The sequence below is a fragment of the Granulicatella sp. 572.rep1_STHE genome (assembly GCF_001073445.1).
GTDB lineage: Bacteria > Bacillota > Bacilli > Lactobacillales > Aerococcaceae > Granulicatella > Granulicatella adiacens.
This window is the reverse complement of sequence record NZ_JVBO01000013.1, coordinates 36,507-60,119: the sequence shown is the minus strand read 5'-3', so window position 1 is coordinate 60,119 and position 23,613 is coordinate 36,507. Positions and strand designations below refer to the sequence as shown.

Annotated in this window: 20 protein-coding genes and 1 other annotated feature; of the genes, 18 read left to right on the top strand and 2 right to left on the bottom strand. The window is 39.1% G+C overall.

Annotation, left to right across the window (positions count from 1 at the left end; all coding sequences use genetic code 11):
- Positions 1-71: 71 nt before the first annotated feature.
- Entirely contained in the window at positions 72-1,430 is a 1,359-nt protein-coding gene (locus ADH99_RS02540) for a DEAD/DEAH box helicase (RefSeq protein WP_049555846.1), read from the top strand.
- Between the two features lie 149 nt (positions 1,431-1,579).
- Complete coding sequence (locus ADH99_RS02535; RefSeq protein WP_160313160.1) at positions 1,580-2,107, top strand: ComF family protein; 528 nt, start codon at positions 1,580-1,582, stop codon at positions 2,105-2,107.
- Between the two features lie 99 nt (positions 2,108-2,206).
- Here the strand turns inward: ADH99_RS02535 and ADH99_RS02530 are convergent, their stop codons facing one another.
- Positions 2,207-3,301, bottom strand: a complete 1,095-nt coding sequence (locus ADH99_RS02530; protein WP_049555844.1) for a glycerol dehydrogenase — start codon at positions 3,299-3,301, stop codon at positions 2,207-2,209.
- Between the two features lie 378 nt (positions 3,302-3,679).
- Between ADH99_RS02530 and hpf the strand changes: the two genes are divergently transcribed.
- The 15 genes from hpf (at position 3,680) to ADH99_RS02455 (ending at position 20,840) form a co-directional block, all read left to right on the top strand.
- Positions 3,680-4,222: a ribosome hibernation-promoting factor, HPF/YfiA family gene (gene hpf / locus ADH99_RS02525; RefSeq protein WP_049555843.1), complete on the top strand. Its 543-nt coding sequence runs from the start codon at positions 3,680-3,682 to the stop codon at positions 4,220-4,222.
- A 176-nt stretch (positions 4,223-4,398) separates the two neighbouring features.
- Entirely contained in the window at positions 4,399-6,843 is a 2,445-nt protein-coding gene (gene secA, locus ADH99_RS02520) for a preprotein translocase subunit SecA (RefSeq protein WP_049555842.1), read from the top strand.
- A gap of 54 nt (positions 6,844-6,897) precedes the next feature.
- A protein-coding gene (prfB, locus tag ADH99_RS02515) for a peptide chain release factor 2 (protein ID WP_179944362.1) occupies positions 6,898-8,020 on the top strand; the annotation gives its coding sequence in 2 pieces (ribosomal slippage) (positions 6,898-6,969 and positions 6,971-8,020; 1,122 coding nt in all).
- Between the two features lie 517 nt (positions 8,021-8,537).
- Positions 8,538-9,224 (top strand): cell division ATP-binding protein FtsE, encoded by a 687-nt coding sequence (ftsE, locus tag ADH99_RS02510; RefSeq protein WP_049555840.1) that lies wholly within the window; start codon positions 8,538-8,540, stop codon positions 9,222-9,224.
- Entirely contained in the window at positions 9,214-10,101 is an 888-nt protein-coding gene (gene ftsX, locus ADH99_RS02505) for a permease-like cell division protein FtsX (protein WP_049555839.1), read from the top strand. Before ftsE ends, ftsX begins: the two co-directional genes overlap by 11 nt.
- Positions 10,102-10,609: 508 nt before the next feature.
- Entirely contained in the window at positions 10,610-11,467 is an 858-nt protein-coding gene (locus tag ADH99_RS02500) for a MetQ/NlpA family ABC transporter substrate-binding protein (RefSeq protein ID WP_049555838.1), read from the top strand.
- Positions 11,468-11,564: 97 nt separating this feature from the next.
- On the top strand, positions 11,565-12,590 hold the full coding sequence (locus ADH99_RS02495) for a methionine ABC transporter ATP-binding protein (protein ID WP_049555837.1): 1,026 nt from the start codon (positions 11,565-11,567) through the stop codon (positions 12,588-12,590).
- The gene (locus ADH99_RS02490; RefSeq protein ID WP_005604939.1) at positions 12,583-13,296 is read left to right on the top strand and encodes a methionine ABC transporter permease; all 714 of its coding nucleotides are present in this window, start codon (positions 12,583-12,585) and stop codon (positions 13,294-13,296) included. The genes ADH99_RS02495 and ADH99_RS02490 overlap by 8 nt, the downstream gene beginning before the upstream one ends.
- A gap of 744 nt (positions 13,297-14,040) precedes the next feature.
- A complete protein-coding gene (locus ADH99_RS02485; protein WP_049555836.1) occupies positions 14,041-14,382 on the top strand; it encodes a MazG nucleotide pyrophosphohydrolase domain-containing protein in 342 nt (113 codons plus the stop codon).
- A 39-nt stretch (positions 14,383-14,421) separates the two neighbouring features.
- Positions 14,422-14,623: a binding site (T-box leader), on the top strand.
- A gap of 49 nt (positions 14,624-14,672) precedes the next feature.
- On the top strand, positions 14,673-16,121 hold the full coding sequence (gene proS / locus ADH99_RS02480; RefSeq protein ID WP_049555835.1) for a proline--tRNA ligase: 1,449 nt from the start codon (positions 14,673-14,675) through the stop codon (positions 16,119-16,121).
- Between the two features lie 35 nt (positions 16,122-16,156).
- Positions 16,157-17,641: a UDP-glucose--hexose-1-phosphate uridylyltransferase gene (locus tag ADH99_RS02475; RefSeq protein WP_049555834.1), complete on the top strand. Its 1,485-nt coding sequence runs from the start codon at positions 16,157-16,159 to the stop codon at positions 17,639-17,641.
- An 18-nt stretch (positions 17,642-17,659) separates the two neighbouring features.
- The gene (gene tsaB, locus ADH99_RS02470) at positions 17,660-18,391 is read left to right on the top strand and encodes a tRNA (adenosine(37)-N6)-threonylcarbamoyltransferase complex dimerization subunit type 1 TsaB (RefSeq protein ID WP_049555833.1); all 732 of its coding nucleotides are present in this window, start codon (positions 17,660-17,662) and stop codon (positions 18,389-18,391) included.
- A complete protein-coding gene (gene rimI, locus ADH99_RS10220; protein ID WP_049555832.1) occupies positions 18,375-19,457 on the top strand; it encodes a ribosomal protein S18-alanine N-acetyltransferase in 1,083 nt (360 codons plus the stop codon). Before tsaB ends, rimI begins: the two co-directional genes overlap by 17 nt.
- 10 nt (positions 19,458-19,467) lie before the next feature.
- Complete coding sequence (gene tsaD, locus ADH99_RS02460; RefSeq protein ID WP_049555831.1) at positions 19,468-20,487, top strand: tRNA (adenosine(37)-N6)-threonylcarbamoyltransferase complex transferase subunit TsaD; 1,020 nt, start codon at positions 19,468-19,470, stop codon at positions 20,485-20,487.
- Positions 20,488-20,594: 107 nt separating this feature from the next.
- Positions 20,595-20,840 carry a type B 50S ribosomal protein L31 gene (locus ADH99_RS02455; RefSeq protein ID WP_049555830.1) on the top strand — a complete coding sequence of 82 codons (246 nt, stop codon included), beginning with the start codon at positions 20,595-20,597 and terminating at the stop codon, positions 20,838-20,840.
- 842 nt (positions 20,841-21,682) lie between these two features.
- Here the strand turns inward: ADH99_RS02455 and ADH99_RS02445 are convergent.
- Positions 21,683-22,540, bottom strand: coding sequence for a DUF368 domain-containing protein (locus tag ADH99_RS02445; RefSeq protein ID WP_049555828.1), 858 nt, complete (start codon positions 22,538-22,540; stop codon positions 21,683-21,685).
- Between the two features lie 194 nt (positions 22,541-22,734).
- Here ADH99_RS02445 and ADH99_RS02440 point away from each other — a divergent pair, with 194 nt between their 5' ends.
- Entirely contained in the window at positions 22,735-23,610 is an 876-nt protein-coding gene (locus tag ADH99_RS02440) for a DegV family protein (protein ID WP_049555827.1), read from the top strand.
- Positions 23,611-23,613: the final 3 nt, after the last annotated feature.

The window sequence follows — 23,613 nt, the reverse complement described above, 5'->3', positions numbered from 1 at the left end:
TTTCAAACAAAAAACAGAAGAAGAGAAATCTTCTTCTGTTTTTTTGCGTAGTTTGGAATGAGGTGGTGAAGATGGAAGAGACAGTTGGGCGAATCCAGGCAGTGTTTCAATCGATGCTAGAAGAGCGTAAAGTTTCTCCTAATCCAGTGCTAGATGTGGGGATTACTATCAAAAATAGGCAGAAGCAGTGCCAATTTTGTGGGAATACCGATTCGTTGGAATTTGCGAAAGGACCTTGCATCAATTGTACAAAAGGTGAATGTTGGTATTGCTTGAAGTGCATCGCAATGGGAAAGGTAAAGGAGTGTAGTGTCATAATTGCGACACCTGAAGAAGAGCAGCCTTTTCTAAAAAGAGAAGAAGCCTTAGCGCACTATAAACATACATTGAGCACAAAACAGGAACAGCTATCTTTGGAATGCTTGAATGTTGTAAAGCAAACTGGTTTTCGTGAGCACCTACTTTGGGCAGTGACAGGTTCAGGGAAAACGGAGATGATTTTTTCGAGCATCGAATGGATGTTACAACAAGGAAAGAGAGTCGCTATTGCCGCACCAAGAATTGATGTATGTGTGGAGTTGGCGCCTCGTTTGAAGGAAGCTTTCCCAGCAGTTGAACAAAACGTCTTGCACTCGCAGTCGGATGAAGGGTATAAGAGAGTGGCGCTTACGATTGCGACGACGCACCAGATGCTCAGGTTCTACCGCGCATTTGATTTAGTGGTGATTGATGAGACGGACTCATTCCCATACCGTGATAACGAATTATTGATTCGCGCGGTTCATCGTGCGGTCAAAGAGGATGGGTGCTTGCTGTATTTAACGGCAACACCTTCCCAGACGCTAGAAAAAAGAATCAAACGGAAAGAACTGTCGGTATCTTTGTTACCAGAGCGATATCACAAGAAACCACTAGTAGTACCAACGATGAGTTTTATCGGAGATTTAGACAAAAGAATGAAAAAGAAGAAAGTGCCAAAATCTGTTCAGCGGTTTATAGAGGAACATGTTAAAGCAGGTAAACGGTTTTTGTTATTTGTACCACGAATTACACTTCTTGATCCGATTGAAATAGTTCTCAGACGACAGTTTCCAAATGCAAAATTCGAGACGGTTAGTTCTAAAGAACCGTATCGGCAAGAGAGAATTGCGCAGATGAGAGCAGGAGAGCTCGATTTTCTTGTGACAACAACCATTTTAGAGCGAGGAGTGACTTTTTCAGGAGTCGATGTTTGTGTCGTCAATGCCCACGAAGAGGAATTCTCAAGAGAGGTATTGGTGCAGATCGCAGGACGCGTTGGACGGACCGCAGAATGCCCGACAGGAGAAGTTGTGTATTTTCATAATGGGAAAACAAAGGCGATGGTTCAGGCGGTCTGGGAAATCAAAGACTTAAATCAACAAGCGCTTCTTGGGAGGGAAGGTAAATGAAATGTTTATGGTGCGGAGAAGAAGTTGATCGGTATCAGCCAATACTCTCGTTTTTACTGGGTGCAAACAGGAAGTGTATTTGTGTCCATTGTGAACACCCTTTTATAGAATTAAGAAAACATCCGACTTGCCTAGAGTGCGGACGACTGATGACGAAAGTGGAAGTTTGTCCGGATTGTCAAAAATGGAATCAAGTAAAAGAAGCAGTTCTTTTAAAGAACACTGCCTTATATGCTTATGACGAGGCGGGGCGAAAGTTTATGGAGTTGTTCAAATTTGTAGGAGATACAAGAGTGACGGTGTTGGTTATAAAAGAGTTAAGGCAAGAGTTGCTTAAGTATCAAAAGAATGGTTTCGTTCTTTGTCCACTACCTTCGTCCAAAGCAAGTCTAATGAAGAGAGAGTTCGAGACGATTCCGTATTTACTGGAACAGTGTCATGTATCTACCGTTTCGCTTTTAGAACATATAGGCAGTGGAAAGAAGCAATCGGAGAAAACAAGGCAAGAACGCTTGCAGTTGAAGCAACCCTTCAAAATAAAAGAGAGTGTGGTGATTCCAAAGAAAGTTTTACTAGTGGATGATGTTTATACAACAGGTGCAACAATCCATCTTGCCGCAAGAACGTTGAGGGAAATGGGTGTTGAAGAAGTGGAATCTCTGACATTATTCAGATAAAAAAGGTATCATAAATGTTTTTGTATCATTAATGATACAAAAGCATTCATTAAACTAGCCCAAGCAGTAATCAGCTTGGGCTAGTTGATTTAGATAATTTTAGAATCTTGTAGTGACATATTGGTCAAGAGCGAGAAGAGCATTTGCTACATCTTCAGCGGTATAGTCAACAGCCATTTGGTGGATGGTTTCACCTTCTTGTGTTGCAAGAGATCCAATCTTGAGTAAGTCTTCATATGGCACAGAATCCAATTTCACTTCTTTTAGCGTTGTTGGTAAGCCGAGTGCTTTGTAGAAAGTGATGTATTTATCGAGTTCTTCTTTTGGACGATTTTCTAATACTAGTTGTGTTAATGTACCATAAGCGACTTTTTCACCGTGAGTAAGAGAATGAATCTCTCCATGAATTGCAGTGAATCCGTTATGGATGGCATGAGCAGCTGCCAGACCAGCAGATTCAAAACCGATACCGCTGAGTAGTGTGTTGGCTTCGACAACGGCTTCTAAAGCTGGAGTAACTACTTTTGCATTTGCCGCAGCTACAGCTTGTAGACCATTTTCAAATAAAGTACTTTCGCAAACACGAGCGATGGCTTCTGCTGCAAGAGTTGGCACTTGACCGACCATGGTGCCTCCTTGGGCTTCAATAACCGCACGAGCCTCCACCCAAGTTGCAAGCGCGTCAGCAATACCTGAGATTAATAATCGAACAGGAGAGTTAGCAATGACTTTTGTATCCACTAAAACTAATTCAGGATTTTTCTTATAGAAACGATAGCGTTCGAACACGCCTTCAGCTGAATAAATAACAGACAGAGCAGAAGTTGGAGCGTCAGTCGAAGCAATCGTTGGTGAAATTGCTACCGGACAATTCGAATCATCCGCAATCGCTTTAGCTGTATCGATAGATTTACCACCACCTAAGCCGATGACAACATTCAAGTGATGTTCCTTCACGACTTCAGCAACGCGGTGAACTTCTTCGTTGGTTGCTTCACCATGGAAGATTTCACGATGAACAAATGCACCTTCTTTAAGGAGGTTTTCTTCCAGTTCTTTACCGACTAAATCATAAACAATAGGGTCGCAAAGAAGAAGATGTCGATCACCAAGGGCCAAAACGTGAGAAAGCCCAGTTTTAAAAACATCTTTCCCTTGAACATAACGAGACGGACTAGCAAATACTTTTTCCATAATTATAACTCCTTTATAGTTTGTTTATAGTTTCACTATACAATTAAAACGGTTTCTTTTGATGAAATTTTTATGTTGTTTTGTTAAAGTATTTGAGATTCAATGTATTTAACGGGGGTGAAAAAGGAAAATAAGACTAGAGATTTTATAAAACTAAGGAAAAACTATTTAGGTAATGGAAACAAAAAGGGTAAAGAAAAGTTCGCAAAAATAAAGACTTTCCTTACCAATTCTTAATGAAAGAGAGCTTGAAAACGGTTGTAAAAACAAGGGCCATGCTTTATAATAAGACTATAGAAATCAAACGAAGCAATTCCTAAGAGTGGTCCTTAGGGTATTTCTTCAAATCTGGTTTTCCAGATGAAAGGGGAGAGTATTATGTTTAAATATAATATCCGTGGAGAAAATATTGAGGTCACAGAAGCGATTCGTCAATACGCAGAAAAGAAAATTAGCAAACTTGAAAAGTATTTTACTGACGTAGCTAATGCGACTGCTTACGTTAACTTAAAAGTCTATACTGAAAAGACTGCAAAAGTTGAGGTAACAATTCCACTTCCTTATTTAGTTCTACGTGCTGAGGAAACTTCAATTGATTTATATGGAAGCATTGACTTAGTAGTAGACAAACTGGAAAGACAAGTTCGTAAACATAAAACAAAAATCAATCGTAAATCTCGTGAAAAAGGTTTCGATATTGTGTTACCAACACTTCCTGAAGCTCCTGAAGAAGAGGAAACAGGATTAGAAATCGTTCGTACAAAACGAATTAATTTAAAACCAATGGATAGCGAAGAAGCTGTTCTTCAAATGAACATGTTAGGACATAACTTCTTTATCTATCAAGATGCTGAAACGAACGAAACAAACATTGTTTACCGTCGTAAAGATGGAAAATATGGTTTGATTGAAACAAATTAATAAAAAAATCGGGTGACTTTGAAAAAAGTCACCTTTTTTTGCTTTCTTAATTAGCTAAACAATGGTAAAATGAATAAGATGCAATAGGTGTAACCACCTATTTGTAGTACTTTTATTAGATTTAAAATGTTCACCGATTTAAAAACAGTGGTGAAAATAAAAAAGGAGTTAATTAAATGGCAAATTTTTTGAGACAGTTAGTTGAAAATGATAAGCGCGAATTACGCCGTTTAGGGAAATTAGCGGATAAAGTAATTGCGTTAGAATCTCAAATGGCTGCATTAGAAGATGCTGATTTTCCAGTAAAAACTGAAGAATTTAAAGAGAGATATGCGAAAGGGGAAAGTTTAGATGCTCTTCTTCCTGAAGCTTTCGCGTTAGTACGTGAAGGAGCCAAACGTGTATTAGGTTTATTCCCATATAAAGTTCAAATCATGGGAGGAATTACACTTCATGATGGGAACATTGCGGAAATGCGTACTGGTGAAGGGAAAACTTTAACAGCGACAATGCCTGTATACTTAAATGCATTATCAGGAGACGGAGTACACGTAGTTACAGTTAACGAATACTTAGCAAGTCGTGACGCACGCGAAATGGGTGAGTTATACAACTTCCTAGGACTATCTGTAGGATTGAACTTAACAGGAATGTCTTCAGAAGAAAAACGTGCAGCTTATGCTAGTGATATCACTTATAGCACAAACAGTGAATTAGGATTTGACTACTTACGTGACAACATGGTGGTTTACAAATCACAAATGGTACAACGTCCATTGAACTACGCAGTTGTCGATGAAACAGACTCAATCTTAATCGACGAAGCGCGTACGCCATTGATCATTTCAGGACAAGCTGAAAAATCAACAGTATTATACCAACGTGCAGATATGTTTGTTAAAGGCTTAAAAGAGGAAGAAGATTACACAATCGACTTAACTTCTAAAACAATCTCATTAACAGACGAAGGGATTAACAAAGCGGAACAAACATTCCGCCTACCAAACCTTTACGATGTTGATAATGCAGCACTTGTGCACCATATCGACCAAGCTTTACGTGCAAACTACATTATGTTACGCGACATCGACTATGTAGTGGATGAAGGTAAAGTTAAAATCGTTGATGGATTTACTGGACGTATCATGGAAGGTCGTCGTTACTCAGATGGTCTTCACCAAGCGATTGAAGCTAAAGAAGGCGTTGAAGTTGAAAACGAGTCTAAGACGATGGCGACAATCACTTACCAAAACTACTTCCGTATGTATCGTAAATTGTCAGGAATGACAGGAACTGCAAAGACTGAAGAAGAAGAATTCAGAGAAATTTACAACATGAACGTTGTAGCTATTCCGACAAACCGACCAATTCAACGTGTTGACGGACAAGACTTAATCTATCCATCTCTACGTAGTAAATTTAGAGCGGTTGTTAACGATATTAAACAACGTCATGAAGTTGGACAACCGATTCTTGTGGGGACTGTTGCAGTTGAAACAAGTGAATTGATTTCGAACTTATTACGCGCAGAAGGAATTCCTCACGAAGTACTAAACGCGAAAAACCACTTTAAAGAAGCAGAAATTATCATGTCAGCAGGTCAACGTGGCGCTGTAACAATCGCGACAAACATGGCCGGACGTGGTACTGACATTAAGCTTGGTAAAGGCGTGAAAGAACTAGGTGGACTTTGCGTAATCGGAACAGAACGTCACGAAAGCCGTCGTATCGATAACCAATTACGTGGACGTAGTGGACGTCAAGGGGATCCAGGTGCAACACAATTCTACCTTTCATTAGAAGATGATTTAATGAAACGTTTCGGTGGAGAAAAGATGCAAGCTATCTGGGAACGTCTAAACTTAACAGATGAAGAAGATGATAACTTCATCCAAAGTAAGATGTTAACCAAACAAGTGGAGTCGTCACAAAAACGTGTTGAAGGAAACAACTACGATACACGTAAAAGTGTCCTAGAGTACGATGAAGTAATGCGTGAACAACGTGAAATCATCTACTCTCAACGTTTACAAATTATCAATGAAGAGAAATCTCTTGAAAATGTAACTAAAGGTATGATTCGTCGTACTATCCACCGTGTAGTGGAAAGCCATACTTTAGCGGATCAAAAAGAATGGAACTTAGAGGGAATTGTGGACTTTGCCCACAACTCAATCTGTGCTCCAGATGAACTTTCACTTAGCGATTTAGAAGGCAAAACAGCTGCTGAAATCGAAGAACTCTTATATGAAAAAGCAATGGAAATCTACAAAGAAAAACAAGAGCAATTGAATGGCGACAATCAAATGCTTGAGTTCGAAAAAGTAGTTATCTTGCGTGTGGTTGACCGTAAGTGGACAGATCACATCGATGATATGGACCAATTACGTCAAAGTGTTGGGTTACGTGGATACGCACAAATCGATCCATTAACGGAGTACCAAACTGAAGGGTACGAACGATTCCAACAAATGATTGCTGAAATCGACTATGATGTAACACGTATCTTGATGAAATCTCAAATTCGTCAAAACCTACAACGTGAACAAGTTCAAGGAGTTCGTAGTGTAGTGGCTACAGGTCACGACAGAACTTCTGATGACGATTCAGAAAAAGCTTAATAAATAAGGGAGACGGCGAAGCATTTCGCCGTTTTCTTTTAGAAAGAGGTCAATATGGAAATTAGTGAAATTAGAAATGCACTTGAAGCCATGAATGAGCAAATTATCAGCTATAGGAGGTCTCTTTGACTTAGATCGCCTAGAAGAAGATATCGCTGCTTACGAACAAGAGATGTCAGAACCATCTTTTTGGGACGATAGCGAAAAAGCGAATCAAGTCATTCAAAAGAATAATGAATTAAAGTCGATTTATGATACTTTCCATAAAATGGAATTAGCTCATGAAGAAACAAGTTTATTATTTGAAATGTATAAAGAAGAGTCAGATGAAGAAGTGCATGCGGAAATCGTTGAGGCGATTCGCTCTCTTGAGAAGGACTTGCAACAGTATGAATTGAGTATGTTACTGAACGGTCCACATGATAAAAATAGTGCGATTTTAGAAATTCATCCAGGAGCGGGTGGTACGGAATCGCAAGACTGGGGAAGTATGCTACTTCGCATGTATATGCGCTGGGCTGAAAAGCATGGCTACCGTGTGGAAACGATCGATTATCAAGACGGAGATGAAGCAGGGATTAAATCTGTAACCTTGTCGATTGAGGGGTTAAATGCATACGGGTACTTACGATCTGAAAAAGGAGTACATCGACTTGTTCGTATTTCACCGTTTGATGCGGCTGGAAAACGTCATACATCCTTCTGTTCGGTAGACGTCGTTCCGCAGATGGATGGAGATATTGATATTGAAATTAATCCAGATGACTTAAAAGTAGATGTGTACCGTGCAAGTGGTGCCGGTGGACAACATATTAATAAGACGTCTTCTGCGGTACGTATTACGCATATTCCAACTGGAATCGTGACGCAGAGTCAGGCTCAACGGTCTCAATTTAAAAACAGAGACCAAGCGATGGCGATGTTGAAGGCGAAATTATTCCAATTAGAAGAAGAGAAGAAGGCAGCAGAATTGGCAGCTATCCGTGGTGAGCAAAAAGATATTGCCTGGGGTTCTCAAATTCGAAATTATGTCTTCCATCCCTATTCAATGGTAAAAGACTTACGTTCTGGATATGAGACAGGAAATATTGGTGCGGTGATGGATGGAGACTTAGATCCGTTTATGGATGCGTACTTAAAATGGACGCTTGAGGGAACGAAAGCAACTGAAGAATAATAGTAGAAAACACCCAGTGAGAGCTGGGTGTTTTACTGTTGGAAGGCAAATTGTTTTAAGTTCGTTTTAAGTAACAGTATTATTATTGGGTGAAACTTCCGTTATAACCAAGGAGAAAAGCTTATTAATATAGACACAGTGGTTTATTGACTTTCTTTTCATCACTCGTGATTCAAGAAAGTCTAATAAACTGTGTGGAAATCGTTCTATTAGGAACGATTTGGAGTTAGATAGAGAAGAATAACCTCACACTGTGAGGTTATTCCTGGCTTCTGTCTCTCTCCCTCGTATCCTGAAGTTGAACTCGAGCTCACAGAGCCGACGTCCATTTCAACAAACATCCGCACGACTTGTTCCAAGTCCCTTGCGGTGTTTGTTTCCAATGATTCGGCTCTGAGCGTTCGCCCTCGTATCCTTAATTTAATATTTCTGTAATCTTATGTGAAGGTGTTGTAATATTAGGGTGCTATAATAGTGAAGATTAAAAAAATCGTAGGATTAGAAAGCTGGTGAGTTTATGATTGAAATGATGAATGTAACTAAGAAATATAATAAAGGCATTACTGCTATTAATAATCTATCCATTCAAATTAAAGATGGAGAATTCGTTTATGTAGTAGGACCTTCTGGTGCAGGAAAATCAACTTTCATTAAAATGATGTATCGTGAAGAAAAAGCGACAAAGGGTAGAATTCGTGTGGGAAAATATGATTTGATGAAGATTAAAGATCGTCAAATTCCATTCTTACGTCGTTATGTTGGTGTCGTATTCCAAGATTTTAAACTTTTACAACATAAAACAGTTTATGAAAACGTGGCATATGCGATGGAAGTAATTGAAAAATCTCCTCGCGAAATTAAACGCCGTGTAGACGAAGTGTTAGAATTAGTAAATTTAAAACACCGTATGAATAACTTCCCAAATGAATTATCTGGTGGGGAACAACAACGTGTAGCGATTGCTCGAGCAATTGTGAATACTCCGGGAATTTTAATTGCCGATGAGCCTACAGGAAACCTAGATCCGGATACATCTATGGAAATTATGGATATTTTAGAAAGAATTAATGAACAAGGAACTACAATTGTGATGGCGACTCATAATAGTCAAATCGTAAATGAGAAAAAACATCGTGTTTTAGCCATTGAAAGTGGACAAATTGTTCGTGACCAAGAACAGGGGGAATACGGATATGAAGATTAGAACGATGGGTCGTCATATACGTGACGCCTTCAAGAGTCTTTTCAGAAACGGATTAATGACGTTTGGTTCGGTTTCTGCGGTATCAATGATTCTTTTAATCGTTGGTGTGTTTGTTTCACTACTATTTAATGTGAACAAAATTGGATCAGATATTGAAAATGACGTTAATGTTCGTGTATATATTGATTTGGCAGCAGATCAGGAAAAGACAGATCAATTAGAAGCGAAAATTAAAGAATTAGCGGATGTAGAATCTGTAACATTCCGTTCAAAAGATGAAGAATTAGAAGATGTAACAAAGAGCTTTGCTGAAGAATTTTCATTGTTTAAAAATGATGGAAATCCACTTCGTAATGCTTTTGACGTAAAAGCAAAAGAACCTCAAAAAACAAGCGCAGTTGCTAAAGCGATTGAAGGTATGGATTACGTAGCACGTGTTCGTTATGGTGAAGCTCGTGCAGATAATTTATTCCGAATTATTGCTACAGCTCGAAACATCGGTGCTATCATTATTGTGGGGCTATTAGCGTTAGCAATGTTCTTAATCTCTAATACGATTCGCTCAACAATCTACTCAAGAAGAACTGAAATTGAGATTATGCGCTTAGTAGGAGCTACAAAGGCGTATATTCGCTGGCCTTTCTTCTTAGAAGGTGGGATGATTGGATTACTTGGTTCTATTATTCCAATCGGATTAGTATGGTCAATCTATCTATGGATTTATAAAGGTGGATCAGACTTCTTCTCTGGTTCAAGTTTTAGCTTACTTGATCCTAATCCATTCTTAATTTATGTCTCATTGGCCATGGCTGCTATCGGTATCACTATCGGAGCTTTTGGTTCTATTCTTTCAATGAGAAGATTCTTAAAGAAATAAATCTTAAACTAAAGGTGAGCAGAGATGCTCATCTTTTTTATTTTTAATATGCATAATAGTTATAACGAGTTCAAAGAAACTGATATATATAAATAACGCTTTTTGCATTGACTCCAAGATAGCTCATCGTTTATAGTAATTTCATCAGATAAAACAATGCAATGAACAGATAAGTAAATAGAGAAGAATGTGAAAGAGAATCCGGATGGTGAGAAAGGATACAGGGCACTTTATTGAAAATGGTCTGGGAGCAACAAAGGTGATCAAGCTTTTGCGTCTTGTACTCGATAAAGTACAAAAGTATCTTGCAAATGCAATGTACTTTTTAAGCAATGAACTGTGAGGTTCATTGGAACTAGAGTGGTAACGCGAAACTTCGCCTCTAAAATAGAGGAGAAGCTTTTTTTATGGCCCAAAACCAAATCAATCATGCATCCATCTGGTGGAAATCCCGACGCGCGCATGTGGGTTTCCAAAATGAATTATGGAATAATAAGGAGAGAAAAATATGAAATTATCAAAAATCTTTAAAACAGCGACTTTAGGACTTGTAGCTACAGCACTAGTAGCGTGCGGAAACAATAATTCTCAATCAGGAGAGTCAAAAACAACAACAGCAGAAAAATCAGAAGATAAAAAAATTACGGTAGTTGCTTCACCAGCACCTCATGCTGAAATTTTAGAAGCTGCAAAACCGATTTTAGCAAAAGAAGGTTATGAATTAGAAATTAATATCGTCAACGACTATGTGACTCCAAATAATATTGTTTATGGTGGAGATGCTGATGCAAACTACTTCCAACATACCCCATATCTTGAAAAATTCAATAAAGAGCACGGTCAAGACTTAGTATCAGTTGGGAATGTACACATTGAACCAATGGCAATTTATTCTAAGAAATACAAATCAATCCAAGAATTACCAGAAAATGCTGTAGTTTATGCTTCAACGAATCCTGCTGAAGTAGGACGTTTCTTAAGCTTCTTTACAAAAGCTGGTTTAATTAAATTAAAAGAGGGCGTTAACCCAGTTACTGCAGGACTAAGCGATATTGCGGAGAATCCAAAAAACATCCAAATTAAAACTGAAATTGCTCCTGAATTACTAGTTTCTACTTATGAAGCAAATGAAGGGGATGCAGTAATTATTAACTCAAACTTTGCAATTGATGCAAAACTTTCACCAGTTAAAGACTCAATTGCTTTAGAAGATCAAAGTTCTCCATATGCGAACTTAATTGCAGTAAAACCATCAGAAAAAGATAGTGCAAAAATTAAAGCATTAATTAAAGTGTTACAAAGTGACGAAATCCGTAAATTTATTAGCGAGAAATATACAGATGGTTCTGTAGTTCCTGCGAAATAATGTGATATACTATTAAACAGAAACAAGAGGAGTGGAAAGCCGTTAAGGGATGTGCCTTGGACTTTCCACTCTTTTTAACAGTTGAAGGAGTGAAGAGATGATTAAAGTGGAACACGTGTCGAAAACTTATAAAGCAAAACAAGGCACGGTTGAGGCAGTGAAAGATGTCTCTTTAGAAATTAGCCGAGGGGAAATTTTTGGGATTATTGGTTTTTCAGGTGCTGGTAAAAGTACACTCATCCGTTTGTTGAATGGGTTAGAATCAGTTACTAGTGGACAAATTTCTATCAATGGAAAAGACATTACCAAATTAAAACGAAAAGCTTTATTAAAAGAACGCCAAAAAATTGCGATGATTTTCCAACATTTTAACCTACTTTGGTCTAGAACCGTGGAAGAAAATATTGCTTTTTCTCTAGAAATTGCAGGCGTTGCTAAAGATGCCCGTAATCGTAAAGTGAAAGAATTGATTGAATTAGTGGGCTTAAGTGATCGTGAAAAAGCTTATCCTTCAGAATTATCCGGGGGACAAAAGCAACGTGTGGGAATCGCTCGTGCTCTTGCAAATGATCCGGAAGTATTACTTTGTGATGAAGCAACGAGTGCTTTGGATCCTAAAACGACCAAAGATATTCTTCAATTGCTAGTAGAAATCAATGAGAGATTAGGTTTGACGATTGTGTTGATTACACACGAAATGCATGTTGTTCGTCAAATTTGTCATCGTGTAGCCGTGATGGAAGAAGGTCGAGTGGTTGAGAGTGGGGAGGTTATTGAAGTATTCAAGAATCCTAAACAACCTATTACAAAACAATTCGTTGGGGAAGAACGAGTGGAAGACGAAATGGAAGAAGTATTTAGTCACTTAGCGACCTCTCTTCGTCCTGGTGTAGTCGTGCGTATTCAATATTTAGGAGATCGAACAGGAGATGCTGTTCTATCCGAAGCAATTCGAAAACTAGATGCGACTGTATCAATTTTACAAGCAAAAGTGAATATAACCCAAAAAGGTGTGCTGGGTAGTATGATTATTCTGATTGAAGAAAACGAAGAAAAAGCAGAAGCAGTTATTCAATACCTTCAAAAAGCAGAAATTATTGTGGAGGTGTTAGAGAATGTTTAATGTATTTTTAGCTCAAACGAGTATAGAAGAATTGTTTCAACAAATGTTTTCTTTTGAAAACGTGAATTGGAATGAAGTGATCAAGGCGACTAATGAAACATTATATATGACCTTTATTCCAACTTTTTATGTTTTTGTCATTGGTTTGCTACTAGGTATTTTGCTATTTTTAACGGGGAAAGGACGTAGTCTCCAAAATAAGTTTGTTCATTTTATTTTAGGAGGCATTATCAATGTGTTCCGCTCTATTCCGTTTATTATCTTGTTAACCTTGCTGATGCCATTTACAAAGGCGATTATGACCACTATTATTGGTCCAAAAGGGGCAATTCCAACCTTAGTGATTAGTGCAGCTCCATTCTATGCTCGACTAGTCGATATTGCTTTAAATGAAATTCCTTCTGGAGTGATTGAAGCAGCTGAGTCGATGGGGGCGAATACTCGCCAAATTATCACAAAGGTTTTAATTCCAGAATCTTTACCAGCTCTTGTCTCAGGAATTACGGTAACCGCCATTGCACTTGTAGGTTCTACTGCTGTAGCCGGTGCAATAGGAGCAGGAGGCTTAGGAAACCTTGCTTATATGATTGGATTTACTAGAAACAAACAAGATATCATTTTTGTGGCAACAGTAGCTATCCTTGTTTTAGTATTCATCATTCAAATTATTGGAGATTTAACCGTAAAAGCCATCGATAAACGATAGGATGTGAGTCTTCGCGGGTAGAAATCGACCACTGGACCAAACCAACGCAAGCATCGTTAAAAACGATGTGCGTATGAGTTGGGAAGTGGACGCCGTTTCTGCTTTTCCGAGATCAACTACATAGGATACGAGGGCGAACGCTCAGGACTGGAACACTGGACCAAACCAACGCAAGCATCGTTAAAAACGATGTGCGTATGAGTTGGGAAGTGGACGCCGTTTCTGCTTTTCCGAGATCAACTACATAGGATACGAGGGCGAACGCTCAGGACTGGAACACTGGACCAAACCAACGCAAGCATCGTTAAAAACGATGTGCGTATGAGTTGGGAAGTGGACGCCGTTTCTGCTTTTCCGAGATCAACTACATAGGATACGAGGGCGAACGCTCAGGACTGGAACACTGGACCAAACCAACGCAAGCATCGTTAAAAACGATGTGCGTATGAGTTGGGAAGTGGACGCCGTTTCTGCTTTTCCGAGTTCAACTACATAGGATACGAGACATCGCGCCCAGAAATGGAACGTTGGACCGGAATACCGAAAGCGGCTGGGACAGCCGTGCGGATATTTCGGGAAACGCACGCCATTTCTGCGATGGCGAGTTCAACTACACAGGATATGAGCCATCGCGCCCAGAAATGGCTCATAAATCTCTGCAGTATCTGTCTTTATTTGCCTAAATAAATTATGTAAAATAGCAATAGACTCTATGTCTATTGCTATTTTTTGGAGCGTGAGAAGATGTCAAAACTAACAATTAAAAAGTATCAAGAATACTTAGAAAATGTATATAAGAATAGAAACAATGATCAAGGACTTTTTATTAAATCAGTGGAAGAAATTGGTGAAGTTGCAGAACAAATTAGCATTCGAGACGGAAGAAAAGATGGGGATACAAAAACAGTGCTAGAAGAATTAGGAAAGGAACTTGCGGACGTAATTCATTATACGATTGCTATTGCAGGGGTAAACGGAATTGATTTAGAGAAAGTCATCTTAGAAAAAGACTTAAGAGCGGCAATCAAATATCAACATTCAACGAACTTAATGGAGTATATTGAGCAAACAGCAAAAAACGACTAGTTTACAGCAAGAAAACACTTGCTTTACGAGTGTGTTTAGAGTAGGATAGGATTTGGAAAAGTAAGTGAAATGATGGGTACAGAAAGTTCTGATTGCTGAGAAAGAACCCCCGCTCTTTAACTGAACCTACCAAACGAGGTGATTATGAAAATAATCCGGTGAAATCATCGTTATCAATGTTAAAGAGACATTTACAAAGTAAGTGTAATTAAGGTGGTACCGCGAGTCATTCGTCCTTTTTAGGGGAGTGGCTTTTTTTATTTCACAAAAAATGAAAAGGAGCTAAGCAGATGGCAGAAAAAACAAACTTACAAAGAGAAGATTTCTCTAAATGGTATATTCAAACCATTCAAAAAGCAGATTTAATGGATTATTCACCAGTGCGTGGATGTATGATTTTCAAACCAGACGGATATGAAATCTGGGAACATATTCAAGAGGAATTTAACCGTCGTTTTAAAGAAGAAGGCATTCGTAATGCATACTTCCCAATGTTAATTCCAGAAAGCTTCTTTACAAAAGAAGCAGACCACATCGAAGGATTCGCTCCTGAATTACCATGGGTGACAGAAGCAGCTGGCGAAAAATTAGAAGAACGTTTAGCACTACGTCCAACAAGTGAAACAATGATTGGGACAGCTTTTTCAAACTGGATTAATTCATACCGTGATCTTCCATATGAAATTAACCAATGGGCAAATGTATTCCGTTGGGAAAAGAAAACTTTACCATTCTTACGTACTTCCGAATTCTTATGGCAAGAAGGACATACAGCGCATGCAGATGAAGAAGATGCACGTCGCAGAACAATGAAGATGTTAGAAGTCTATAAAGAAGTCGTAGAAGGCGTATTAGCAGTGCCAGTTTACGAAGGTCAAAAAACTCCTTCCGAGCGTTTCGCAGGTGCAGTGGATACTTACTCAATCGAAGCGATGATGAAAGACGGGAAAGCCGTTCAAGCGGGAACTTCTCACTACATGGGGACAAAATTCGCTGAAGCCTTCGACATTAAATATTTAACAAAAGAAAACGAGCACGTATACGCACATACAACTTCATGGGGAGTATCTACTCGTTTAATCGGTTCATTAATTATGACTCATGGGGACGAACAAGGGTTAGTATTACCTCCAAAAGTGGCTCCAACACAAGTAGTCTTAATCCCTGTTGGACCATGGAAGAAAAATCCAGCTATCTTAGAAAAATTAGAAGAGCTTCAAAAAGAATTGAAAGCTGCTGGATTACGTGTGAAAATCGATGACACTGACAACTCACCAGGATTCAAATTCAATGAGTGGGAATTACGTGGTGTCCCAATGCGTATCGAATGCGGACCGCGCGACTTAGAAAACAATCAAGTGATGACAAAAATGCGTGACTTAGATGAAAAAGTAGCAGTTGGATTCGATGGTTTAGTAGATACAATTTTATCTGAATTAGATAAAATGCAAGTTCGTATGTTAGAAACAGCTCGTGCGATGCGTGCATCTAATGAATATACAAACATTGATACTTTGGATGAGTTAAAAGCTCATATCGAAGCAAAACGTGAAGCTGGAGAAGTACCAGGTTGGGTATTAGTTGGTTGGGATGGAACAGAAGAAAGTGAAGCGAAAATCAAAGAAGAAACAGGTTTCACAACTCGTAATATTCCATTTAACGCTCCAGTGAAAAAAGAAAATTGTATCGTAACAGGCAAACCAGCTGTTCATACAGTTTGGATTGCACGTGCATATTAATAGGAATGAATTTTAATTGGTAGGGGGACCAGATTATGAAAATGAATAAAGCGATTCAGGAGTTTGTAAATAGTGCGATTGAATCAGGGTATGTATCAAAAGAGGATCGTAGCTATTTATTAAATCGCGTGCTTTATTTAGTGGGAGAAGAATCTTTTGAGGCTTGTAAAGAAATCGATCAACCATCTCTATTAGAAGCAATGGCGAATGTGGTTGAGGCATCTGTTGAAGCAGGGAGAATTGCAGATGACGCTGAAGAACGAGACTGGCTTGAACAAGAGTTAATGAACCTTGTGATTCCAAAACCTTCTGAATTGAACCATCTATTCTGGAATAAATACGAAGAAGGACCTAAAGTAGCGACAGACGCGTTTTATAAAATGGCGCTCGATTTGAACTTAATTAAGGTCAATGATATCGCTAAAAACATTTCTTTTAACGGAGAAACAGAGTATGGCGATTTGGAAATCACAATTAATTTATCAAAACCAGAAAAAACGAAAGAAGAAATCATCAAAGCGGCGCAATCGAAGGATTTCAATTATCCTGCCAACCGTTTATGCTTTGAAAACGTAGGCTACCATGGTCGTATCAACTGGCCAGGTCGTGCCAACCACCGTATTGTCGGCATGGAACTTGGTGGGGAGTCTTGGGGCTACCACTATTCTCCATATGCTTACTATTCTGAGCATGCCATCTTCTTGTCTGAAAACTTAGAACCAATGAAAGTGGATGAGGGTGCGTTTAGCCGACTTCTTGAAATCGTGACACAATTCCCACATTATTTTGTAGGATCAAACGCAGGACTTCCAATTGTTGGGGGATCGATTTTAAGCCATAACCACTATCAAGGGGGACGTTACGTATTCCCGATGAACCGTGCTAAAGTCTTGGAAACTGGAATTTCTAAGAAGTTTGATACCGTTGAAATCGAACGTCTATACTGGCCACTTTCTGCGCTTCGTCTTCGCGGAAATAATCGTGAGGAAGTATTTGAAGTGGCAGTTGATATCTTAAAAGCATGGGAAAACTACGAAAATAAAGACCTTGAAATCTTACGTGAATCAAACGGCGAACCGCATAACGCAATTACTCCAATCGTGCGCCGTCAAGGAGATGCGTATGAGTTTGATTTAGTATTTCGTAACAACCGTACGACAGAAGAGTTTCCAGATGGAATTTTTCATCCACATGCGGATGTACAACATATTAAGAAAGAAAATATTGGTTTAATTGAAGTGATGGGGCTTGCGATTTTGCCGCCACGTCTTGAACGCGAGCTTCGCGAAGTGAGAGACTATCTCGTTGGAGAAGCACCTCTTGAAGCAGTCGCAGAAATTCACCAAGAATGGGCGAAAGAATTAAAAGCACAAGCACCGACAAAAGAAACTGTAGACGCATTTTTACAAAAAGCGGTGAGTGCAAAATTCTGCCGTGTGTTAGAATATGCAGGCGTCTTTAAACAAACAAAAGAAGGCCAAGAAGCGTTCAGTGCCTTCATGCATGAATTTACGAAATAGTTAGAAAGGAAGTGCCGTATGACAATCCTCGCACTAGATACATCGAATAAGACATTATCGGTCGCTGTAGAACTGACAGACGGTACCATGATTGAACAAACGATTGAGAACACGTTGCAACATAGTGTTCTACTGATGCCAACCATCGAAGCCGTTTTTGAAGAAGCAGGCATTACAGCAAAAGATTTAACGAAGGTTATTGTTGCTGAAGGACCCGGTTCTTATACAGGACTTCGAATTGGCGTTACTGTTGCTAAAACACTCGCAAAGAGTCTGGGGATTCCACTTGTTGGCATCTCCAGTCTCGATGTCTTTTTACCCGACCTTGCTTCAAAAGTAGAAGTAGGAGAAGTCGTTGTGCCTTTTTTTGATGCTAGACGTGAAAATATTTTCGCGGTAGGCTATCAAAAGACTGACGAAGGATTTAAAAAGGTGATTCCAGAGCAACATATTTCATGGGATGATTTCTTGAAAGTGTTGCCGGAATTTGCAATGGGAGTAACTTTTGTAGGACAATTACAGTCGATTACAAAAGAGGCAATCGTAGAAAAAGGAGCGAGTGAGGCGAAGTGGCTTGAAGGGCCTGACGCTATTCCTCACGCAACATCGCTCATTGAATTAGGAAGAAATAAGGAAGCTGTTGACGCGGACGTCTTTGTCCCAATGTACTTGAAACTGGCAGAAGCAGAAGAGAATTGGCAAGCTGAGCATCCTTTAGAAAAGGGGTCAGTGTATGTGGAACGAGTTTAAAGAACGCTTCATTCAGTGGTTTGAAAAAATCAAAGCACTGTTTCTAGAAAGGGTGCAACAGAAAGAACCGATTCGCAATCAATTTGAAAATTTCGAAAAAAGAGTAATTCTTGGAAATGGGGCGCAAGCCAAAATTCGAATTGGAATTCCAGAAGATGCCGCTCGTATTTTTGAAGTGGAAGAGGCAGCTTATAACGGGGAATCCCCATGGGCAAAAGATATTCTTGAAAAAGATGTTGCTTATAATCCTGATGCCATTTATATCGTACTGGAAGTGGAAAAGGAAATCGTTGGCTTTATCGGTGCAAGAACGACAGAGGGTACGGATTTACATATTACAAATGTAGCTGTGCTACACGATTATCGTTTTTTAAATGTAGCTACATTATTGTTAAAAGCAATTGAAAAAATTGCAAGAGCCCTTGATAAAAAAGAAATTACTTTGGAAGCTCGAGTATCGAATACCAAAGCGATTCGTTTATATAGAAAGAATGGTTATAGCGTTATGGGAACGAAGGAAAATTATTATACTCCTGAAAATGAGGATGCTGTAGAAATGCTCTATACATTACCACCAAAAACGCCATCTTCCTTCCATTCGTCAGAGTACTCTTTTACAAGACTTCAACCTGCTGATTTAGCGATGGCTGAGGCATTAGTTGAGTTAGTGCAAGAAAATTACGAGCATCCCAATCATTGGAGCGCAGAGAGTTTCCTTGCGGATTTGGAAAATCCAGCAAACACGTATTACGGAGTATGGATGCAACGTCAACTAGTTGGTTTCCTTGGAGTCCAAGCGGTACTTGATGAAGCGACGATAACGAATATCGTAATTGCTAAAGACTATCAAGGCAAAGGACTTGCACAACGTTTATGGCAAATGGCTTTATATGACTTGAAACAAAAGGACATTCAAGTTGTCTTTTTAGAGGTACGCCGGAGTAATAAGCGTGCTCAATATTTATATGAAATTCTTGGATTCGAAGCCTTCCATACGAGAAGAGATTATTATAGTGATCCAGTAGAAGATGCGATTGAATATCGCTTAGACATTGAACAAAGATAGGAGGAACAATATGAAAGAAACATTGATTCTAGCAATTGAAAGTAGTTGTGATGAGACAAGTGCGGCCGTGATTCAAAACGGAAATACCATCCTTTCAAATATTGTCGCCTCCCAAATTAAGAGTCATATGCGTTTTGGTGGAGTTGTGCCAGAGATTGCCAGCCGCCATCATGTAGAACAAATTACGCAGATTATCGACGAAGCTTTAGTAAAAGCTAATAAAACATTAGATGACATGGATGCTATCGCAGTGACGTATGGTCCCGGACTTGTGGGAGCCCTTCTCATTGGGATTTCTGCTGCAAAAGCCTTGGCATTAGCCAGCGGGAAACCGCTCATTGCTGTGAACCATATGGCAGGACATATTTACGCGAACCAACTTGTAGAACCTCTTCAATTTCCTTTAATGGCACTGGTGGTCAGCGGAGGGCATACAGAATTGGTGTATATGCCAGAAGACGGCGAGTTCCAGATTATCGGAGAAACTAGAGATGATGCGGCAGGGGAAGCATACGATAAGATTGGTCGTATTTTGAACTTGCCCTATCCTGGTGGAAAGAAAATGGATGAATTGGCTCATTTGGGTCAAGATACTTACGAATTTCCGCGTGCAATGATTCATGAAGACCATTATGATTTTAGTTTTAGCGGATTGAAATCAGCGGTCATCAATCGTGTCCATAACGCCAAACAAAAAGGCGAAGAGATTATCCCTGAAGATTTAGCCGCAAGTTTCCAAGCCAGTGTCGTAGAAGTTCTTGTCGAAAAAACAAGACGTGCGCTTAAAGCCTATCCTGTAAAACAATTCGTGTTAGCAGGAGGGGTAGCGGCGAACAAAGGACTTCGTACAGCGATGACAAAGATGATGGAAGAGCACTACCCAGCAGTCACATTCTCCATTCCTCCATTGGCACTTTGTGGGGATAATGCAGCGATGATTGGTGCTGCAGCCTTTACTAAATACATGCAAAAAGACTTTGCGAAAATGGATTTGAATGCTGTCCCAGGACTAGAATTAGGGGAAGAATAAAACTATTGCAAATTCAATTTGAGCATGGTATTATATTCGTGTTGCATTATGCATGCGAAAATAAATAACTCTGGATTAGCAAATAATTCAGGGCAGGAGGAATAGAAATGAAACAAGGAATTCACCCAGAATATCATCCAGTAGTGTTCATGGATACAACTACAGGATTCAAATTCTTATCAGGTTCAACAAAGACTTCAAGTGAAACTGTTGTATGGGAAGACGGTAACGAATACCCATTACTACGTGTGGAAATCACTTCTGATTCTCACCCATTCTACACAGGACGTCAAAAATTCACTCAAGCAGACGGACGTGTGGATCGTTTCAACAAAAAATACGGTCTCAAATAAGAACTTTACAAACTCTCTCACTTCGAGAGAGTTTTTTTGTGCGCTTAATTTCATTAGTAACCGCCAAGGGCGGCGATTATGGTATAAACAGGAGAAGTTTGAGAAATAGAATTCTTATTATCAGCCATTGTTTATTGAAACAAAATAGCGGGCACCCGGAGAAAGCCTTAAAGACTTTCTCCTTCGAAGCTTCAAACAAGCCGTAATGGATAAAATCCATAACGGCTTTTAATTCGCATTCGCTATGATTCCCCGCTATGGTTTCAATAAATGTCTGATAAGCGAATGCTCTTTTTAATGTTTTGTGCAGTACCATAATCGCCTTCTTGGCATAAACTCTACTCGAGGAGAGAGTTTATAAAGTTCTATTCTCTGCAAGGGGCAAGAGAGGATGTTTGTGCGGTTCATGAGGACAGAGAATTCTTATTATCAGTCATTGTTTATTGAAACAAAATAGCGGGATAGCGGAGAAAGCCTCGAAGTCTTTCTCCTTCGAAGCCTCAAATAAGCCGTAATGGATAAATCCATAACGGCTTTTAATTCGAAATCGATAGGCTTCCCCGCTATGGTTTCCATAAATGTCTGGTAAGCGAATTCTCTTTTTAGTTTTCTGGTGCAATACCATAATCGCCTATTGGGTTGAAAATTCTACTCAAGTAGAGAGGTTGTAAGTTCTATTCGTGACAAAGTGCAAGATGATTAATAAGAAAGCAAAATGTAACATATAAGTTACGTAACTTATATGTTACATTTTGCTTTTTGCAGTAGAAGAGGAAATTAACAGAACGGTTAATTTGAGGCATAAAAAAACAGCCTTGCGAGAAGCAAAGCTGTTTGAAATGTTATTTATAAGTGTCTTCAAGTTTCGCCATAAATGCACCTAACCATGTTCCGAATCCTAACATAACAACGCAGGCAAGGTATTGAACGATGTCAAATCCAGCGTAGTTGGTTGGGATGATCATTACAGTTGATGCAAGCACGATTCCGAAAATGAAGTGGAATAATTGAGGGTAAGCTTTCTTAAAGATGTAGTGTACAAGTTTTGAGAAGAGAGCTAATGTTACAAGTCCACCTAATGCGATTGGAAGAATCACACTCATATCTAATGTTTTGAAACCATCTGACATTTGTTTGTACATCCCCATATATACGATGAAGTTTGATGGGCTAAGTCCAGGAACGATAATTCCAAGAGCGATTAATCCACCGGCAATCATCCAAGTGAAGAAGTTAGCTTCAACGCTACCGCCAATTGCATTTTCACCTAAGTAAAGGAGTAAGCATCCGCCGACAAATGAAGCAATCAGAATGATAATATCGCGTGTTGAGCGACCTTCTTTTCCAGCTTCTTTCCAAAGAGCAGGGATTGTTCCTACGATACATCCGATGAAGAACCACAGGATGATTGTTTCAAAGTTTCCAAGTAAGTAACTTACGCCAAATGATAAGACAACGATACCTGCTAGAGCACCGATTCCGACTGGTAAGAAGAATAATACGTTCTTCTTGAAGTCTTTTGTCACGTTTGCGAGGAAAGCAATCATGCGTTCATATAATCCGAAGATGGCCGCAAGCGCACCTCCACTCACTCCAGGGAGGATAAATCCTGAACCGATGAACATTCCTTTGAAGAATCGTAAAAACCAGTCATTTTTCTTTTGTTTATCTAATTGATGTTGCGTAGATCTTTGTTCCATAATACCTCCAAAAAAATTACTATGTCTTCTATTATACTGCAATTTGATGGATGAGCAAGTATTGTTAAGCTTCTTTTAGAAAACTTACCATTCATTGCGCAGGTATTTATTTTTTGTTATACTTGAATGTAGGAGTTTTGAAGTTTTTTGACTTTAAAGTTCACTTAATTTCAAATGTGAAAGGAGTTGGATAGATGAAAATTGCTGTCGTTACAGATAGTACAGCTTATTTAACGAAAGAAGAATTAGCCGAGCTAAATGTATATGTGATGCCGTTGTCTGTTATTTTTGGACAAGAGACGTATCGTGAAGATATAGATATTTCATCTGAAGAATTTTATGCAAAAGTAAAATCTTCTTCAATCTTTCCAACGAGTACACAACCACCAGTAGGAGAAACTTACGAATTATTCCGCGAACTTGCAAAAGATTATGATGCTATTATTCCTATTACTATTTCTAGCGGAATTAGTGGGACTTATCAAACTTGTGTGGCTGTGGCCGATGACATGAAAGATGAAGTGCCGATTTATCCAATTGATTCAGGGATTAGTTGTGCACCTCAAGCAAGAGCTGTAAAATTAGCAGCGGTAATGGCAAAATCTGGAGAGTATTCTCCTTCAGAAATTTTAGAAACTGTTCAACGATTAGTTGATCGTACGACAGCCTACTTTATCGTTGATGATTTAAGCAATTTACAACGCGGTGGACGTTTATCTGCAGGGGCTGCATTAGTGGGTTCTATGTTGAAAATTAAGCCAATCTTGACATTTGTCGATAAAAAAATTGTTCCATTTGAAAAGATTCGCACGCAACAAAAAGCGATGAAACGTATTGAACAATTATTTGCAGATGAAACAGGAACAACGGACGGAGATGGCTATGAATTAGTCATTATTCATGCAAATGCTCCAGAAGCTGGTGAAGCTTGGAGACAAAAAATGCAAGAACAATATCCTAAATTACGAACATCATTGGCCTATTTTGGTCCAGTTGTTGGAACTCACCTTGGTGAAGGGGCTTTAGGCTTCTCATGGGATATCGTACAAGAAAAGAATTTAGAAAAATAAAGA